Raw genomic sequence first — 22,021 nt, forward strand, 5'->3', positions numbered from 1 at the left:
GAAATCGCTATTACTATAATTTTCACAGCTCTAGAGAATAGTGCTTTGTGGCAACGGGGGATATGTGGATATCGAAGTTTCACGTCAGGTTGCGGTAGTTGAAGCAACCAGTGGAGATGTCGTCGTAGTTAAGCCTGACGGCAGTGCAAGAAAGGTTTCAGTTGGCGATATTATCCGTGAAAACGAGATTGTCATTACTGCAAACAAGTCAGAGCTTGTATTAGGCGTTCAGAATGATTCGATTCCGGTTGGAGAGAATTGTGTCGGTTGTGTTGATGAGACTGCCGCATGGGTAGATGCCCCAATAGCTGGTGAGGTTAATTTTGACTTACAGCAAGCAGACGCAGAAACCTTCACTGAAGACGACCTTGCTGCAATTCAAGAAGCCATTTTAGGTGGTGCCGATCCGACTCAAATCTTAGAAGCAACGGCGGCTGGTGGCGGATTAGGTTCTGCGAATGCTGGTTTTGTGACGATTGATTATAATTACATAGAAACTCACCCATCGACATTCTTTGAGACCGCTGCTCTAGAAGAAAAAACCGTTGATGAAGACAGAGAAGAATTGAGATCGGTCACTCGCTCATCAGGTGGCCAATCAATCAGTGAAGCTCTTACTGAAGGATCGATATCTGAGAGTACCTATCCTCAATCTATCACGACGACAGAAACGATTATTGCTGGTAGTTTAGCGCTTGCTCCTGACTCTTTCGTTCCAGATACTCTATCCCTCGCTTCACTACTTAGTGAATTAAACAACGACATTACTTCAAGTGGTCAGCCCGTTACTTTTACATACAACGCGGCGACCAATTCTATCGTTGGTGTTCAAGGCTCCGATGAAGTATTACGTATCGACATTGATGCCATCAGTGTTGGAAATAACATTGAGCTTTCTTTAATTACGACGATTTCTCAGCCGATAGACCATGTTCCGTCCATCGGTGGTGGCCAAGTTTCCTATACCGGTGATCAAATAGATATTACCTTTGATATTCAAGGTGAAGACACCGCTGGAAACCCATTAATAACACCTATCAACACACAAGTTACCGTGTTTGACGGGATCGATCCGTCTGCTGAAAGTGTGAATATCAATACCGTTGAGACTAACAGTGCAGCGATAGAAGGAACCTTCTCTAATATCGGGAGTGATAATCTTCAATCTGCGGTCTTTGATGCAAGCGCATTAGAGCAGTTTGATGGGGTACTCAGTGATAACCAGAACACGCTGGCAAGGCTTTCTGGTGATGGAACGACGATCACTTTGGCTATTGAAGGTTCTGGTGAGGTTGTTCTCACTATCTCACTGGATACCAATGGCACCTATAAGTTTGAGCAGTTTAATCCGATTGAACAGAACGGCACTGACTCACTCTCTTTCTCTCTGCCGATCACGATTACCGATTTTGACCAAGATATTGTAACCAATGCCATTAACATTGCTATCACTGATGGTGATAGCCCTGTTATCACTAATGTTGACAGTATTGATGTTGATGAAGTGGGCATTGTTGGCGGCTCGCAAGAGGGCATGTCGCCAGTGTCTGGCAGCGGCAGTGTCACCGCGGACATTTTTGAAAGCGACATCATTGATCATTATGAACTCGAACCGGCAGAATTTAATACTGGTGGTACCTTAGTTTCAAATGGTGAGGCCGTACTACTTGAGCTTATTGATGAAACCAACGGTGTAAGAACTTACGAAGGCTATGTAGAGGTCAATGGATCGAGAATTACGGTCTTTGATGTTAAAATTGACAGCCCTTCATTGGGTAACTACGAATTTAATCTGTATGAAGACCTTTCGCACCAAGGCGCTGAAGATGCGTTATTAACTTTTGCACTGCCAATTTATGCCGTTGATGCAGATGGTGACCGTTCGGCACTGTCTGGAGGTTCGAACACACCAGAAGCTGCTGAGATTCTCGTCAATGTTAAGGACGATGTCGTTGAGTTAGTCGATAAGGTTGAATCAGTCACTGAACCAACCTTAGCGGGCGATACCGTTGTTTCGTATAACCTATTCAACTTCGAAGGCGCTGATGGTTCGACAATTCAATCGTTCAACTACGACGGTGTTGACTATTCGTTAGATCAAAGCCTGCTCCCCGATGCTACCCAGACTTTCAGTTTTACTGAGGGTGTCGTCACTATCTCATTAAACGGTGATTTCAGTTTTGAAGTCGCTCGTGATATCGACCACTCAAGCAGTGAAACTATAGTAAAACAGTTCTCATTTTTAGCTGAAGATGGTGATGGAGACACTGACTCTTCAATGCTTGAGCTAAGTATCACTGATGGCCAAAATCCGATCATTGATTTGATCCCGCCTGTTACTCTCTCAGAAACCAACCTTGCTGATGGATCTTCTCCAAGCGGAAGTGCGGTGAGTCAAACAGATACGATTGCCTTTACCGCTGGTAGTGACAATGTGGCGAGTTTCCGTATTGAGCCAACCGAGTTCAATGTGGGCGGTGCATTAAAATCGAATGGATTTGCGGTTGAGATAAAAGAAGATTCTGCCAATCCGGGTACTTACGTCGGTTTTATTATTAATGGCTCGGGCATTGAAATTCCAGTGTTCACGATCGCCTTTTCTACGAGTGCGTTGGGCGAATACACTTTTACTTTACTTGAAGCGTTAGACCATGTGGACGGTTTAGACAACAACGACCTGAGCTTCGATCTACCTGTTTATGCCGTTGATACAGACGGCGACGATTCATTGGTGTCTCAACTTAATGTGACCATCGGTGATGATGTTCAAATCATGCAAGATGGTACGTTAGATATCGTTGAGCCAAATCTTGCAGACGGCACAATCACGACCAATACCATTGATGTGATGCCAGAACAGAGCGCTGATGGCGCGACGATCACTCAGTTCACTTATGACGGTATCGTAAACACACTCGATCAAAGCATTTCAGGAGAGCAGCAATTTAGCTTCACGGAAGGCGAACTGTTTATCACCCTTGAAGGCCAAGTGCGCTTTGAACCTAATCGCGACCTTGACCACTCAATTAGCGAAGACATAGTGAAGTCGATTGTGGTGACTTCAATTGACTTCGATAATGATGCGCTGACTTCAACCGTAACACTGACGATAACCGATGGTGATATTCCGACCATTGATGCAGTACCAAGCGTTACGCTTTCAGAAACGAATTTGACGGATGGTTCTACTCCAAGCGCCGCTGCGGTGAGTTCAACGCAAACTATAACTTTCACCAACCAAAGTGATGACGTAGTTCGCTTTCGAATTGAACCAACAGAATTCAATACCAACGATGCGCTTAAATCGAATGGATTAGCCGTAGAGTTACGTGAAGATCCGGCAGGGTCAGGTGACTATATTGGTTTCACGACCAGTGCCACTAACGTGGAAACTCAAGTATTCACATTGAGCTTTAACGCTGGGTCATTAGGCGAATACACGTTCACGCTCATCGAAGCGCTGGACCACCAAGATGCTCGAGGCAACAACGAGCTCAGCTTTGATCTACCCGTTTATGCGGTAGACAGTGATGGTGATGATTCCCTGATGTCGCCGTTAAGTGTGACCATCGGCGATGATGTTCAAATCATGCAAGACGGTGCGCTTAGTATTACTGAGCCGACGGTTGCTGATTTAGCAGCAGGCACACCGACGACTGCTATTTTCGATGTGATGCCAAATCAAAGTGCCGATGGCGCGACGATCACTCAATTTACCTATGATGGTCAGCTTCGAACGCTGGACCAAACTGATAATGGCGAGCAACAGTTTAGCTTCACGGAAGGTGAATTGTTCATCACGCTTCAAGGTGATGTGCGTTTTGAACCCAATCGCAATCTAGATCACACACTGAACGAAGACATTGTGAAATCGATCGTGGTCACTTCCAGTGATTCTGATAACGATGTGTTGACCTCGACAGTCACGCTGACCATTACCGATGGCGATATTCCAACCATTGATAATGTGCCAGCTGTGACCTTGTCGGAGACCAATCTAAGTGATGGTTCAGCGCCTAGTGGCAGTTCAGTTAGTTCAACTCAAACTATTACCTTTACCAATCAAAGTGATGATGTGACAAGCTTCCGTATTGAACCTACTGAGTTCAATATTGGCGGTGCTCTGAGATCAAATGGATTGGTAGTTGAATTGAAAGCTGACCCAACCACACCGGGCGGCTTTATCGGTTTTGTTACCGGTGGTTCGAACGTTGAAACCAACGTATTCACGATTAGTTTTTCAGATACTAACTTAGGCCAGTACACCTTCACTTTACTTGAAGCGTTAGACCATGTTGATGGCCAAACTAAGAATGATCTGACCTTTGATCTTCCTGTTTACGCCGTTGATAGTGATGGCGATGATTCACTGATGTCTCAACTTAATGTGGTCATCGGTGATGATGTTCAAATCATGCAGGACCAAACGCTCAGTATTATTGAGCCAACGGTTGCGGATTTGACTGTGGGTACTCCGACGACAGCCACTGTTGATGTGATGCCTGAGCAAAGTGCTGATGGTGCGACAATTACTCAGTTTACTTATGACGGGCAAGTTCGCACTCTGGATCAAACCGACAATGGTGAGCAGCAATTTAGCTTCACTGAAGGTGAGTTGTTCATCACCTTACAAGGTGAGGTGCGCTTCGAACCCCATCGCAATCTAGACCATACGGCTAGCGAAGACATCGTGAAGTCGATAGTGGTGACCTCAAGCGATTCAGATAATGACGTACTGACTTCCACAGTGACGCTGACGATTACTGATGGTGCTATCCCAACCATTGATGCCATGCCAAGTGTTACTTTGTCTGAAACTAATCTTGCTGATGGCTCAACTCCAAGCGGCAGTGCTGTCAGTCAAACTGAGACGATTACCTTCACCAATCAAAGTGATGATGTAACTAACTTCCGTATTGAACCAACCCAGTTCAATGTCGGCGGTGCACTGAAATCAAACGGTTTTGCGGTCGAGATAAAAGAAGACTCTGCTAACCCAGGCACTTACATAGGCTTTATTACCAACGGTTCGAGCACTGAAGTTCCAGTGTTCACCATTAGTTTCTCGGCAACCACGCTAGGTGAATACACCTTTACCTTACTTGAAGCGCTAGACCATGTAGATGGCTTAGATAAGAACGATCTAAGTTTTGATCTACCCGTTTATGCGGTAGACAGCGATGGCGATGACTCTCTGGTGTCTCAGCTTAATGTGACCATTGGTGATGATGTCCAGATCATGCAAGACGGTGCGTTAGATATTGTTGAACTAAATCTTGCAGACGGCACAATCACGACCAATACCATTGATGTAATGCCAGAACAGAGCGCTGATGGCGCGACGATCACTCAGTTCACTTATGACGGCCAGCTACGAACACTTGATCAGAATGACACAGGAGAGCAGCAATTCAGCTTCACAGAAGGCGAGCTGTTTATCACTCTTGAAGGTGAAGTGCGCTTTGAGCCTAATCGCGACCTTGACCACTCAATTAGCGAAGACATCGTGAAGTCGATAGTCGTGACTTCAAGTGACCTCGATAACGATCCGGTGACTTCAACTATTACGCTGACCATTACGGATGGAGATATTCCGACAATCGATGCGGTGCCGAGCGTCGTACTTAAAGAAGCTGACCTAACGGACGGCTCATCGCCAAGTGGTAGCGCAGTCAGTCAAACGGAAACCATCACTTTCACTAATCAAAGTGACGATGTTGAGAAATTCCGTTTAGAGCCCAGTGAATTTAATACTAACAACGCGCTCAAGTCCGATGGCTTGATCATTGAGATTCGAGAGGAACCAACAGGTTCTGGCAATTATATTGGTTTCACGACCGATATTTCGAATGTCGAAACTACAGTCTTCACTCTCGATTTCAGCAGCACTACTTTGGGTGAATATACATTTACGCTTCTGGAAGCCATTGACCATACGCCTATTCAAGGTAATAACGACCTAACATTCAACTTGCCAGTGTATGCCGTTGATAGCGATGGTGATGACTCTGTGATGTCACCACTGGCCGTGACGATTACTGATGATATTCAAGTGATGGTTAATGACTCTCTCACTATTGAAGAGCCAACGGTTGCAGATTTGGCAGCAGGTACACCGACTACGTCTATCGTTAATGTCCTTGATGAAGAAGGTGCTGATGGCACGACCATTACTCAGTTCACTTACGATGGTGGGGCGGTATTAACGCTTGACCAAAACGATACGGGTGAGCAGAAGTTTGTGGTTGCTGACGGGTCTTTGTATATCACTCTACAAGGCGATATTCGTTTCGAACCCAATCGTAACCTTGACCATACTGGCGGCGATATCGTTAAGTCGATAGTCGTAACCTCAAGTGATTCTGATAGTGATCTTGTTTCCTCAACGGTAACGCTAACCATCACGGATGGCGATATCCCAACGATTGACACTGTGCCAAGCGTTACACTGTCAGAAACGAATTTGAGTGACGGCTCTGATCCAAACGCAAGTGCGGTGAGTTCAACTCAAACCATCACCTTTACCAATCAAAGTGATGATGTGACGAGTTTCCGTATTGAACCGACAGAGTTTAATGTTGGCGGTGCTTTGACATCCAACGGTTTGGCCGTCGAGCTGAAAGCTGACCCAACCACGCCGGGTGGTTATATCGGTTTTGTGACGACAGCTCCGAATGTTGAAACTAACGTGTTTACGATTAGCTTCTCGGATACCAATTTAGGTCAATATACTTTTACCCTGCTTGAAGCGTTGGATCATGTAGATGGTTTAGCGAATAATGATCTGTCTTTTGATCTTCCTGTTTACGCCGTTGATAGTGATGGCGATGATTCACTGATGTCTCAACTTAATGTGGTCATCGGTGATGATGTTCAAATCATGCAGGACGAAACGCTCAGTATTATTGAGTCAACGGTTGCGGATTTGACTGTGGGTACTCCGACGACAGCCACTGTTGATGTAATGCCTGAGCAAAGTGCTGATGGTGCGACAATTACTCAGTTTACTTATGACGGGCAAGTTCGCACTCTGGATCAAACCGACAATGGTGAGCAGCAATTTAGCTTCACTGAAGGTGAGTTGTTCATCACCTTGCAAGGTGAGGTGCGCTTCGAACCCTATCGCAATCTAGACCATACGGCTAGCGAAGACATCGTGAAGTCGATAATGGTGACCTCAAGCGATTCAGATAATGACCTACTGAATTCCACAGTGACGCTGACGATTACTGATGGTGCTATCCCGACCATTGATGCGGTGCCAAGTGTTACTTTGTCTGAAACGAATCTTGCTGATGGCTCAACTCCAAGCGGCAGTGCAGTAAGTCAAACTGAGACGATTACCTTCACCAATCAAAGTGATGATGTGACCCGTTTCCGTATTGAACCTACTGAATTCAATATGAGTAGCGCACTGAAATCGAATGGCTTTGCGGTCGAGATAAAAGAAGACTCTGCTAATCCAGGCACTTACATAGGCTTTATTACCAACGGTTCGAGCACTGAAGTTCCAGTGTTCACCATTAGTTTCTCGGTAACCACGCTAGGTGAATACACCTTTACCTTACTTGAAGCGCTAGACCATGTAGATGGCCTCGATAAGAACGATCTAAGTTTTGATCTACCCGTTTACGCGGTAGACAGCGATGGCGATGACTCTCTGGTATCTCAGCTAAACGTAACTATTGGCGATGATGTCCAAATCATGCAAGACGGTACGTTAGATATCACCGAGCCAACCGTCGCAGAGTTGGCTTCTGGCACGGTAACGACTAACACAATCGATGTGATACCAACTCAGAGCGCTGATGGTGCGACGATCACTGAGTTTTCTTTTGGCGGGATTGTCAAAACACTCGATCAAAGCATCGTAGGCGAGCAGCAGTTTAGCTTCACGGAAGGTGAGTTATTCATCACTCTTCAAGGCCAAGTGCGCTTTGAACCTAATCGTGACCTTGACCACTCTGCCAGCGAAGACATCGTGAAGTCGATTGTCGTTACTTCAAGTGACTTCGATAACGATCCGAAGACTTCAACTATCACGCTTACCATTACCGATGGTGCCATCCCAACCATTGATGCGGTGCCGGGTGTTACTTTGTCGGAAACGAATTTGACGGATGGTTCTGCGCCAAGTGGTAGTGCGGTGAGTCAAACAGAGACGATTACTTTCACCAATCAAAGTGACGATGTGGTTCGTTTCCGTCTTGAACCAACTGAGTTCAATACTAACGATGCACTTAAATCGAATGGCTTAGCGGTCGAATTACGCGAAGAGCCTCAAGGTTCCGGTCAGTACATCGGCTTTACGACCAGTTCGTCTAACGTAGAGACAACGGTGTTTACGTTGGATTTCATCGCCGGAACATTAGGTGAATACACATTCACTTTAATCGAAGCTCTGGATCATCAAGATGCGCGTGGCAACAACGATTTAAGCTTCAATCTGCCAGTTTACGCAGTTGATAGTGATGGCGATGATTCGTTAGTTTCTCAACTTGGCGTGACCGTTGGTGACGATGTGCAATTGATGCAGGGCGGTACCATCACCAGTCGAGAATCTGCAGCAAGAGTAGAAACGTCAAATACCCTTGATGTGATGCCAAGTCAAAGTGCCGACGGAGCGAAAGTCACTTCATTTGTCTTTGATGGTAAAACCGCAGAAAGCCTTGATTTAAATGTGAATGGAGAACAAGAGTTCGTGTTCACTGAAGGTTCTGTATTTATCACCACAGAAGGCGAGATACGATTCGAGCCTGTGCGAAATCAAAACCATGCTGGTGGGGATATTACCAAGTCGATTGTGGTGACTTCTGTTGATCTTGATGGCGATATTGTCACATCGACTGTGACGTTGAAGATCACCGATGGCGACCTTCCGACGATAGATTTAGTTCCTGAGGTCAGCCTTTCTGAAGTCAACTTAAGTGATGGTTCTTCGCCAAGCTTGCCAGTCAGCCAGACTGAAACCATTACCTTTACCCAAGGTAGTGATGATGTAAGCCACTTCCGTATTGATACGGCTCAATTCAACACATCTGGCGATCTGAAAGCGGATGGTTTGGTAGTTCAGCTAAAAGAAGATCCTGCCAACAGTGGAAGTTATATTGGTTTCGTGGAAAGTGGGGGTGTTCAAACGGACATTTTCACCATCACCTTTAGCAGCCTGGTTCTAGGAGAGTACACATTCACCTTACTGGAAGAGTTGGACCACCTGCCAGTACAGGGTAATAACGATCAAATCTTCACCTTGCCAGTTATCGCTGTCGACAAAGACAACACAGACTCAGCGATCAAACCGCTAACGGTGACCATTGCTGATGATGTTCCAACCATTACTGACACATCTGTCGCAAGTACGTTTGTGGTTGATGAAGATGATTTGGGTACTCTGGCACAAGCGACGGGTTCGTTTGTAACCACTGAAGGTGCAGACCAAGTTGAGGTTTACGAACTGCGCAATATCTCAACGCTGGAAGCAACACTATCGTCTGGTAATGAAGGTATTAAGATCACCGAGATCACAGGTGCTGCTAACACGACCACCTACCAAGGCGCAACCGATCCGGGTGGAACGCCAATTTTCACATTAGTGCTGACTGATGACGGTGCTTACACGTTTACCCTGCTTGGCCCTCTCAATCATGTCACTACACCGAGCAACCTCGATACATTAACAATACCGTTTGATGTTGTTGCTGTTGATGGCGACGGTGATGATTCCAACCAATATCGATTACCAATTGAAGTCATTGATGATGTTCCGGTAATGACGCCGCCGACGGGCGAAACGGTTGTCGATGAAGACGATCTTACTGGCATTGGTTCTGATCAAACGGAAGACACCATCATCAATGGATTGTTCACCGTCGATGAAGGCGGCGATGGTGTTGTGAAGTATGAACTGGTTGATGAAGATTTGGTTCTGACGGGCTTAACGTCCGGTGGAGAAAGCTTAGAGTGGCTAGCGGTTTCACAAACCGGCACAACCTTTACCTATGTTGCTCAAACCGTGACGAGCAACGAAGCTGTGTTCGAGATTGTTTTCGATACTTCAGACAATAGCTATCACTTTGAATTGTTTAAACCACTCCAGCACCCTGATGGCTTAAGTGAAAATACGATTGACCTTAACTTTTCGGTAGTAGCAGAAGATTTCGACCAAGACCAGTCAAACGCGATCGATCTCACTATCACAGTAACGGATGATGTTCCGCTGGTAACAACACAGTCGATTACTCGTGTTGAAGGCCAGAATTACGGTGGCTCTAAAGTCGACATGTTTGCTGATGCGACGGATGTTGGGGCTGATGGTGCGGTACTGAGCCGAATTGAGGGGATCTCAAGCAATGGTGCAGATATTGTGTTCCGTACAGGAAACAACGGACCATACAGTAGCGGTTTCGACTTAAATAGTGGTAGCCAAGAGATTAGAGTTTATGAGCAGACGAATGGCGGTGCTGATACTCGTGAGCTCGGCCGATTACGTATTAACTCAAATGGTGAAGTGGAATTTAGAGCCAACGGTTATCTCGATCATGACGGTGACACCATCGACTTTTCTATTAATGTGATTGCGACGGATGGAGATCTAGACACCTCTGAAACACCGTTAGATATCACGATTACGGATAGGGAGTCGTCAAGAATCGCTTTAAAAGTGACTACCTTCGAAGATGCGGGTAGAGACTCAACGATACCTTACGCAACGGGGGATGCGCCGACTCTTGAGAATACCCAAGATAACCAAAGTGGCCTACCTGATGCTCCAGCACAAGTTTCGCTGCAAGTTAATTTGTATGATCAAGATAATAGTGAGTCTATCGGTCAACTGACGATTCAAAACAGCAATCACAGAGGCACTTTCTATTACTTTGATGGCGCTGAATATCATAAGTTAACGGCTGAACCAAACGGTGACATCCTATTTGGGCCTCCGGAGATGCAACAAAGCTTTGATCCAAATCCGAATGACGCGAGGCAGACGATCGCGACCATCAATAACTTGTTCTTTGTTCCAGACCAAAACTTTGGTTCAAATAACAATGGCGTGCGTATCAACTATGAGCTCGAAATTGATAATAACGGTTCACCAGACCACACAGTAAACTCAAATTTCAGAATCGAGATTGAAGCTGTGGCTGATATTGCGACTTGGGATGATTCCAACAGCACGTATCAGTATCAAGTGAATGAAGACGAGGATAACGTCACGCTGCAGTTGAATGCAGAGTCACAAGATAATAGCAGAACTGAAACCATTACTTACGAGCTAGAAGCGGTGCAGGGCAGCGGTAAGTTTGAGTTACTAGATCAAAGTGGCAACGTGCTTACTCCGACTGGTGGCGTTTATATTATCGCAGCTGGCGATATCAATAGCACAGTGGTTAATCCTATCGATAACTTCTCTGGACAAATTGAGTTCAAAGCGACGGTCATTACCGAAGAAACGCGTAATCCATATGATGATTCTGCTAACGGTGGGGCAAATGATAAAACGACTGCTCGCTCGGTAGAGCAAAATATTATCATTGATGTTACTGCTGATGCGGATCCAGGTACATTCAGTGTCAATCGTATTCAGATTAACGAAGACAATATTGACGACCCTAATTATGTCGGACCTCTGGACAATAAAGATGTGTTCACGTTAGACGAAGTCATCACCATGGCAGGGTCGGTAGATTCGGACAGTTCTGAAGAGCTATTTGTTCGTATCAGTAACGTAACAGAAGGCGCGGTGCTTTATTTCTTAGGCACCACTACCGTTGTGCCGACCATCACCATTAATGGGGTGGATTATCAGGAAGTCGCGTATTCCGATTTAGCGAACGTTGAGGTGGTTCCAACTAAAAACAGTAATGAAGATTTCACCTTCGATGTGACCGGAGTGGTTAAAGATACCGCGAACTTGTCTAGCGGTGTTCAAGTCGATGAGGAAATATTGGGAACCAAAACGGTCAATGTCGCTGTTAAAGGTGTTGCTGATATTCCATATGGCGGTACGCATGGTACGGCTTGGACTGATATTACGGACGGTACTGCAAGTGGTGTTCAAACCACCATTCAAGAGAGTCAAAACGGCGATAGCTTTGCGGTTCTCGATTTTTCGGTGCTTTCTGGTGAGAGAAGGCCTAACGACCCTGCTGATTTACCTTTACCGGGTGATGGTTCAGAATCGATAACGGTCATCCTGTCTGGCATCCCTGATGGCGTTATTCTGGAAGATAGCGATGGTACGGTTATCGATCTTAACTTTGTGGGTTATGAGGACGACATCAATGGTAATCCAGATCTCAGTAAGCCTATCTACGAAGCCAACATAACGCAATTCGCGACCACATCAGGAATCCGAATCAGGCCTGTTGATTCATCCACTGAGAATATTCACATTCAAGGGAAAGTGATCGTCACTGAGAATGACGGCCATGCACTTACTTTTGATCAAGAAGTGCGAGTGTTAGTTGAGCCTATCATCGATACGGCATCTACCTACAGCAATGTTACAAACGGAAATGAAGATACCGCGATTAATATTGATTGGCACCCTAAGGACGTAGATTACATTGATGACGACGAGCACTTCACTTCTATTGTCATCAGTGATATCCCGAGTGATGTAGAAAGTGTTGTGGTTAATGGTGATGTGATATGGGTTTATGATGCCGCAGCAGGTACTTTGACCATCACGCCGAAGAGTGGCCAAACGGCAGAAGATTTTACTCAGATTACGCTGAACAATAACTTCATTCAAATAACGCCGGCTCAAGATTCAAGTACCGATTTTACGCTCGATACGGTTGTGATGATTGAAGAGCGAGATCATGAATACATTGATGCCTCAAACCCTGGACAAGGAATAGTCACGGCGACGATTACAGGTACGATTGATGTACGTGTAAGACCTGTCGTTGAGCCTGGAGATGTTGATAACAAGATTGTGGTTTCAAATGAAGATGGCTCTGGAGATCTCACTACGATTACGGCTGATGCTAATGGCGTAATTAAATTTACAACCAACAGTGACAACACATCACTTACAGATGAGTATGTCGTCCGATACCAGGAAACGGATTTAAGTACAGTTGAAGAACAAGTCGACGAAGTGATTGTCGAATTAACTAACACTGATGGGAGTGCGCTATCTGACGATATTTTGGTGCAACTTCTAGTCACTGGCGCCTCTTATGAAGGTGGTGGTCGTTGGGTTGTGACGAATGAAGATGCCTTTAGTATCAGGGCGCCTCGAGGGTTAGATTTCACGCCAGGCGATGATAGTGACGATGTCGCTACTAATTTCAATAACATCAAGATGACAATGTCTACCTTGGTGTCAGACCCTGGTGATGCGAATAACAAGACATCAGCTCAAGAATTGCGAACTGGTGAAGTAACTCTGTCTTACCCGGAAGTGCTCATTGCTCCAGATAAAGTGGCGGCAGCGATCTCGATTGTGCCAGACAGTGTTATCGATGCTGTAGAAGATACTCAGCTTGACCTCGGCGCGGCGTTAAATGGCATCTTGAGCTTGACTGGTCGCGATGATTCTACTGACCAAGTGACTGTGATCATCGATGGCACTTTGGTTATCGATTCTAATACATCATTCCCAATTAGCCTCTCGGGAACAAGTGATGTTGATTTTGTGAACGGAAAATATGTTTACGAAACCACGGTCGAGCAGGGCGTAACCGTTGATTCATCCGGCTTGTTATTGAACCTACCCCCCAATTACTCAGGTGACTTTAGATTGCCAATGACCGTAGTGACTAAAGAGCTTCAATCTGGGGATGAGAAGACACTAGTTACTGAAGTTGTCATCAAAGTTGCACCAGATGCAGAGACGGATCCAACGATTGATGTCAATGTCGTGGGCTCTCTTGATGATGCCTTTAACCCTGTCGATAACGATGGGCAGAGTGGACAAGATACGGTCGGTTATGAAGACACCTATATCCAGCTCGACTTCAATTCAACCATTTCAGATCAGGTTTCAGGTGTTGAAGGCGGTCAAGAAGAGTTTACGTCCATTACCTTAACGCTAGACAACCCTTCTATAGGTGCGTTTTATGACAATACAGGTACCTCATTAGGTACATCTGTCACGTTTAATCAAGCTGAAATCACGGCTGGTGCATTAGACAATGTGCTCTTTAGGGCAGTAACAAACTACCCTACAGGGAATGATGTAAATCAGGTACAGGTCAATGTCAGCGGTACAGTGACCGATACAGCGACCTATAATGATCCTGCCTCACCGGTGGGCACGGCAGCAGACACTGATTCATTTAATACCAGCGTGAGCTTTGATGTTGTCCCCGTTGTCGATGATGTGCTGGTCACGGGGCCTGGTAGTAACCCAGATATCATTGAAATAACAGGTAATGAAGATCAGTCAATTTCATTAGCAGGGACCGGACCTGTATCGATAGCTTTGACCGACCTCGATGGTTCTGAGCAGTTCGTTTCGATTAAGTTTACGGGTGTACCAGATGGTTTTTTGATGAACGCAGATGCAGGATCTGGATATACAGTCAAGAATAACGGCAACGGGGAGTGGAGTGTTAAGCTTCCTCAAGCTTTGGGGCTTTCGTTCGACCTTAGTGAGTTATCGATATTGCCGCCTAAAAACTTCAGTGGTACTGCCAAGTTTGGTGTGGAAGTCTTTACTCAAGAATCTTTGCTTGGTGTACCGACTGCGGCGGCGAACTTACCGAGTTTCAAACTGCATGTGGTGCCTGTTGGTGATGATGTAGATACCAATCCAACAGATTCCGTTGTAGGCAATGAAGGACAAAACATTGATATTGAGATCAATGCAACCATTTTGGACAAAGAACTTTCGGCAACCGGAAGTGGGATCTTTTCAGAGAACGCACCAGAAACGCTTCGAGTTGAAGTGGCAGGGGTGCCTCAAGGAGCTTCCATATACTATCCAGACGGCACCACGTTGGGCAGCTATGATCCAGTGGCACAGATTTGGACATTAGATGTCCCTACTCAGTCGTTAGATAAGCTCGTATTCAACTTTGGTGAATACAATAGTGATGCCGGTAATGTGTTGGGCATTAATGGTCCATTGCAAATTACGGTTCGCTCTGTGGATACAGACGCTGACAACACCGAATACTTAGGTACGTCAACCAGCTTCGATGTTGATTTAGTGATTGATCCTGTCAACGATCAACCAATTTTTGTGAACGTAACCAATCTTGAAACTGAAGAAGATTCAACGGGTGTAGCAATCGACAACTTTAGTATTTACGATGTTGACGCTATTTTTGACAACCCGGATGCGCCGTATGTTCTGACGTTGCAAGTCGATCAAACGTTACCGGGTGCCCAAGGTGTGTTTGAGTTCACAAGCTCGACTGGCGTAACGTTTGTATTGGAGGCTGATGGTTCGCTTGTGATGACGGGTAAAGAAGCCGACATTAATACTGCGTTGGCGAATGGAAGCGTTATTTTCAAACCCGATCCAGACCAGAATTACCTCAATCAAAATGGGTTAGTTACGATCAACGCTACGTTGGATGACGGCGGTAACAACGGTTTGATTGACCCTGCAGACCCGAATACAGCCCAAACTAACCAAACTACATTTACTATCAAAGTTACAGAGATCAATGATGCTCCGGTAGCCAACGACGTTGATTTAGGCTCGATTGCTGAACAAGGTCAACTTGTGATCGTTGAAGAAGATTTGATTGCAGCCAGTTCTGATCTAGAAAACCATAACCTTACGGTAACGGGCGTGACTCTTACTCAAGGACAAGGTCAGCTAACGCGCTTTGAAAATGCTGGTGGTGCTGATGACCCTGCGATTACAGGACCGTTCTGGATATTCACTGCAGCCAATGATTTTAATGGCGATGTGAAATTTGGTTATTCGATTATTGATGATGGCACCACCAACGGTGTGGATGACTTCCTAACTGATAACGCTGAAATTAGTCTTGTGGTGACTGAAGTTAACGACCAACCAACGGCATCGGATATTGATTTGGGCACCATGCTTGAAGAAGGTCAATTGATCATCAAAGAGGAAGATCTGATTTCAGCAACAACAGATCCGGAAAATGACACGATTACTGTGAACAGTTTGGTACTCGCTCAAGGCCAAGGTCAATTACAACGCTTTGAGAACGTGGGTGGTGCTGATGATACTACGATTACTGGCCCTTACTGGGTATTTACCGCTGCCAACGAATACAACGGTGATGTTAAGTTCACTTACACCGTTGAGGACGATGGTACAACCAACGGTGCTGATGATTTCTTAACAGATACCGGCGAAATCAGCGTTATGGTAACGGAAGTGAATGATCAGCCTGTCGCGACCGATATCGATTTAGGAAACATCCTTGAAGAAGGTCAGCTAATCATCAAAGAGGGCGACTTAATTGCCGCGACGAACGATCCGGAAAACGATTCTATTACCGTGACTAATCTGGTGCTCGATGAAGGCCAAGGCCAGTTACAGCGCTTTGAGAACGTAGGTGGTGCTGATGACGCTACGATTACAGGCCCTTACTGGATATTTACGGCTGCTGATGAATACAACGGTAACGTTAAGTTCACTTATACTGTTGAAGACGATGGTACAACGAACGGCACTAATGACTTCCTAACGGATACGGCTGAGATTACAGCGATTGTCGATGGAGTGAACGATACACCTGTGATTAATGGTGACAGTGTCACTTCTATGATTGATGAGGATGCAGGTCAGTTATTGAGTGGCATCAATGTCAGTGATCCTGATTATGTTGATTCATATGCCAATGACCTAATGACAGTCACGCTGACGGTCGATTACGGCACATTAAATGTATCACTTCCGGCAATGACGACGGTGATAGTCAGCGGTAATAACACCGGTTCAGTCATCTTAGTTGGTACTCTGAGCGATCTGAATGCGCTGATTGATACACCAACCAGTCCAAGTGGGGTTTACCTTGATGCGAGCCTGTCTCCAGCCAATAGCATTGGTTTAGAAGTTGTCGCTAAAGACAGTGGAAACCCTTCAGGTATCGCGATAGAGACGGCACCTGTGGTTTACAACATCGCGGTTACGCCAGTTGCGAACGCACCAACCTTGTCTATCGATACTGCAACTAACTACGTGAGAAATATTACGGCGAGTCAGTCTGTCAGTGCGAGTGGTATTCCTTTGGTTGGGATTATCGCGGCCTTAACGGACATTACAGAAGAGCTCACATTGCATATCAGTGATGTACCTGCTGGCGCTCAAATTACCAGTTCTGCTGGTTCTGTAACGGATCTTGGCGGCGGTGTTTGGGTGGCAACGGCGGACGCAATTGAAAGCTTACAAGCGGTCGGGCTTACTCAAACTCTAGGTAACTACACGCTTAAAGTTGAAGCGGTTTCTGAAGAGACTGACAACAATGATACGGCGACATCGGCTTCAATAGACCTTAACCTGAACATTGTGTCTGACGCGGCCGATATTAACCTAGCTTCTGAAACCGATGATGTTCAGTTGTTAGCGGGCACAAATGCGACTGACCTAATTGCGGGCTCTGGAGATGACCGACTGGAAGGTGGATCGGGTGATGACACTCTTATTGGTGGTGACGGTAACGACACACTTATTGGGGGAGGTGGTTCCGATATCCTCACGGGTGGCAATGGAATGGATTCGTTCGTATGGCTTAATATCGAAGATGGCGTTGAAGATACCATCACCGATTTCAGCCTATCTGAAGGAGACCAGATTGACTTGCGTGAAGTATTACCAGAGTTGAAGAACACATCTCCAGACATGACGGCGTTACTGCAACAGATCGACGCGAAAGTCGAAGGGGATGATATTGAACTTACGATTAAGTCTGATGATTTAGGCACCACGGAACAAGTGATTGTGGTTGAAGATCTTGCTCCTCAGCTAACCTTAGGTGGCACCATGCCTTCGGATATTTTGGATGCGTTAGTGCAGCAGAACGTTATTACTCATGGGTAGCTTATCAAAACGGGTGAGGTGCTTACTGAGTAAATATGAACTGAATGGTTTCATTGTAACGATGTTACCTAGCTTGTTTGGATATCTTGTTTTTATGTAACTGCACTAGCTAGTATAAGTGTTAATAGTGCGGATCATGATTCGATGAATTAGCTGGAAAAACGAAAACCTCAACAAAATATAATTGTTGAGGTTTTTTGATGAGTACTTTTTAAGCCAGAAGGCAAATGAGAAAGTAACGATTTAAACTAAAATCAACCCCGAAGTTAAGACTTGTATTTATGCAGCAGATCCCAAGGGATATGACATAAGTGATGATCTTCAGGAAAGTGACTCAGGTGATGCTGGTGGATATCATCACTGGCGACGTATTTGGTCAACGGCAAAACCTCTAGAGCGATTCGATCTGCATCTTCACGTGATGCAATGTAGCGCTTGGCTTCCGCTAAGTGTTGAGCGTCGGTGCTGTAAACACCGGTGCGATACTTTTCGCCCACATCGACACCTTGTTTATTGACGCTGTAAGGGTCAATGATCTCGAACAGATGCTCCATCAGAATTGTGACTGACGTGATGCTCGGGTCAAATTCAATTTGCACACACTCTGCGTAGCCATCATAAGCGTTTTGGGCGTTATCGCTTTTTGATGTTTTGTTCTCTGTTGGCTGGGAGCTGCCATTTGCACGACCTGCTTCTGTGCTGATCACGCCGGGTACATACTTGATAAACTCCTGTACGCCCCATAAGCAACCGCCAGCTAAATAAATCTGTTCCATACTTCTCTTTGAACTCTTAGTGTTTGTTCGTGGTCGCTAGCGACTATTTATAACTGTTAGTTGACCACTGCTCATGGCTAATTGATGGTCTAGGCTACTAAGCTTCAATTATATCAATAGATTAGAGTATGCTTTAATGCGTGATAGAACCGTGTATCCAAAAACGACCGCCTGTATAGAATGGATTCTTATATCTGATTAGCGCCTAAACATTGTAAATTAGCATGAATGTATCAACGTAAGTGTAATGCGATAGAGTGATTATATAAGTCCTAGTGCTTTATCACCAACCCGAATCTCAAAACAAGTGAGAATTAGCCTAACTATGTTTGATCAAATAAAAGACTTCATCAATCCGAGCAAAAATCCCGATTTGACTCCGGCCCATGAATATCAGCGTAAGCATCTGCCGACATTATGGCTGTTGGGAAAAACGGGTGCTGGCAAATCATCGTTTATTCAAGCGGTCACGGGTGATTCTTCGGTTGAAGTGGGCAATGGCTTTGCACCATGTACCATGACGGCGATGTCTTATGATTTTCCTCAGGACAAACCTGTGATGCGGTTTCTTGATACTAGAGGGCTGGGTGAGGCCGATTACGATCCGAAAGAAGATCTGGAAGAGATAGGTCTGGCTGGTAACGCGCTGGTGGTTGTGATGAAAGTCGATGAGCCAGAACAGTCTGCTGTGTTTGCTGCTTTGAAACAGATTAAGAAGCAAAAGAAAATTAAGCACTTGTTACTTGTTCATACTGCAGTAATGTGTTCCAGTGAAACAGACCGCGCAAGACAAGTTCAATTTAATTCCAATCAAGTGGAAAGGGTTTGGGGGAAGGGCTTTGAATCGATATCGGTCGATTTCGAGACTGATGACTCGAGCAACAACAGTGGCTTAATCTACAATTATGATGCCTTGATTGAACAGTTAACGAATATCCTGCCTGTTATCGGAATGATGGTGGTCGACAAAGAGCATTCCACGCAAGAAGAGGCCAACTTCGACCACGTAGAAAATGAGGTACTTTGGTACGCGGGAAGTGCTGCGACCAGTGATTTGATTCCGGGGGTTGGCTTAGTGTCTGTGCCTGCAATTCAAGCGAAGATGCTCCACAGTTTGGCAAACCAATATGGGGTTGAGTGGAACAAGAGAGTATTCAGTGAGTTAATAGGTACGTTGGGAAGTAGCTTTGCTTTGCAATACGGAATGAAACTGGGCTCTCGACAATTGATAAAGCTGATTCCAGTTTATGGTCAGACGGTTGGAGCCGTTGCTGCTGCAGCTATGAGTTTTGGCACCAGTTATGGTTTAGGTCGAGCGGCTTGTTTTTACTTCTATCATAAAAACAAAGGCGAAGAAGTCTCTGAACAAGAGATGCAAAAGATCTACAAAGAATCCCTGAAGAAAGGTAAGGCAGCGTCGGGTTATGAAGAAAATTAGAAACCTATTTCGATTACTGGCCGTTTTATCGAGTGGACGCTGGGGTATTGCTCTGATTTCGGCCGTATTCCCAAGTATTATTATGATGGGCTTTGGTATTTTCTTGGCGATTAAATACGGTTACTTACTGGAAATGTCGATTGTCATTGCTGTGAGTACTTTGTTTTTTACTATTCCTTTATATGTTTCTAGTCGTTCTTCACGTCAAGCATTGCATAGACAGTCTGTCATCCACAAGTCTCCCTCAAATACTGAGCAAAATAGCACGGGGGGTTCTGAATCAGAGATAAAGCATGACAATATTGATATTAACGATGCGTTGGTTAAGGCTTCTCTTGATTGGTCTCAAAAGGAGTTGTCGATCTGGAACGAATCAAAACACTATGTACGCCAACAATTAATGATCGATGTCGAGTGGGGGAATCTCGACCAAACTGGTTTAGAGATACTTGAATTCGTCGCTGAAAAGTTTGATAAAAAATCACTCGATTTTTCAATTCCCGAAGGGCTAAAGCTTTTTGAAGAAGTCAGCCGGAGATACAAATTGGTGGTGCGGGAGCATATACCGGGTATCGAGTACCTGAAGGTCTCCTATATTAAAGCAGGATACGAAGCCTATGATCGATATGGCGAGCTAGGGCTGAAGATCGTCAAAGCGGCTATCTGGGGAAATCACCTTAAAAATCTGTACCTGAACCCTTTGAAAGTCGTTTCTGATTTAGGCCGAGAGCAAGCGACATCGTCAATGACCAAAGGTGTGGTCGATGATATGCAGTATGCTGCAAAACAAGCCTTGTTAGATGAGGTTGCAGCCGTGGCAATTGATCTTTATAGCGGACGCTTCAGCATTGAAGATGAAGCACTAAGAACATCGGAGGTTTCTGAACTGGACGAACAGCGTTTTTCTCCAGAATTAGAACCCGTAAGAATTGTGCTGGTGGGGCAAACAAGCTCGGGGAAATCCTCACTGATTAATGCACTCAAACAAGAGTTGGTCGCTGAAGTTGATGTTCTACCATCAACTGATGCTTCAACCGTCTACAACGCGTTTGTGGACGACAATGATGTTAGAGTTGTTGATCTTCAGGGGTTGGATGGTAACGCCAAAACCGAAGTCTTAATGCTTAAGGAGATGACTCAAGCAGATGTTGTGTTATGGGTGCTTAAGGCCAACCAGTCTGCACGTGAATTGGATAAGCAATTGAAAGATAAATTTGATGCCTTCTATGATGATCCTAAAAATGTTTCTCGTAAAAAACCTATTGTAATATCGGTCGTGAATCAAGTGGATAGATTAAAGCCGGTTAATGACTGGCAGCCTCCTTATGATTTAGGCAACCCTACATCGACAAAAGCTAAAACCATCGCTCAAGCACTCGAATATAACCATATGTTGTTGCAAACCGATATCGTATTGCCACTCGCTATCGCGCCAGAAAAGGCGGAGTTTGGATTAGAGGCTCTGAAGCGAACGCTAATCGAAGGCATAGCCGATGCGAACAATGTTCAGAGAAATCGCCAGCGTTTAGAAGCAATCAAAAGAGGGAGATCGGTCAAAGGTCAACTGAATAAAGCGGTAAATGCCAGTAAGAAGGTGGCACCAAGCGCATTGAAAGCAGCGACACCAAAATTGGCTGAAATGGCAATCAAGCAAGCGGTTAAGAAAAAGTAACTAAGGACTGCATTTATAATGACGTTCTAGTGAGATGCTTGCGCTTTATTAATACGCGTTCTTGTTAGAGTTCACTAGCATCCGGAGTCTACTATAGGTTATTGAATGTATAAGGGAGTATATATTATTATTTAGCTCTCCGAACTAGTTTA

Annotated in this window: 4 protein-coding genes; 3 read left to right on the plus strand and 1 reads right to left on the minus strand. The window is 45.1% G+C overall.

Annotated elements, in window-relative coordinates:
* Positions 1–64 precede the first annotated feature (64 nt).
* Complete coding sequence (locus tag OCT63_RS06910; protein WP_269983431.1) at positions 65–17,983, plus strand: retention module-containing protein; 17,919 nt, start codon at positions 65–67, stop codon at positions 17,981–17,983.
* A gap of 266 nt (positions 17,984–18,249) precedes the next feature.
* On the opposite strand, the gene OCT63_RS06915 is transcribed toward OCT63_RS06910, so the two are convergent.
* Positions 18,250–18,759 carry a peptide-methionine (S)-S-oxide reductase gene (locus OCT63_RS06915; protein ID WP_269983432.1) on the minus strand — a complete coding sequence of 170 codons (510 nt, stop codon included), beginning with the start codon at positions 18,757–18,759 and terminating at the stop codon, positions 18,250–18,252.
* Between the two features lie 325 nt (positions 18,760–19,084).
* On the opposite strand from OCT63_RS06915, the gene OCT63_RS06920 reads away from it, so the two are divergent.
* Together OCT63_RS06920 and OCT63_RS06925 are read left to right on the plus strand one after the other, a co-directional pair.
* On the plus strand, positions 19,085–20,197 hold the full coding sequence (locus tag OCT63_RS06920) for a YcjF family protein (RefSeq protein WP_269983433.1): 1,113 nt from the start codon (positions 19,085–19,087) through the stop codon (positions 20,195–20,197).
* Positions 20,184–21,869, plus strand: a complete 1,686-nt coding sequence (locus OCT63_RS06925) for a GTPase family protein (RefSeq protein ID WP_269983434.1) — start codon at positions 20,184–20,186, stop codon at positions 21,867–21,869. The genes OCT63_RS06920 and OCT63_RS06925 overlap by 14 nt, the downstream gene beginning before the upstream one ends.
* The last annotated feature ends 152 nt before the right edge of the window (positions 21,870–22,021 follow it).

The organism is Vibrio sp. RW (assembly GCF_027587105.1).
Taxonomy (GTDB): domain Bacteria; phylum Pseudomonadota; class Gammaproteobacteria; order Enterobacterales; family Vibrionaceae; genus Vibrio; species Vibrio toranzoniae.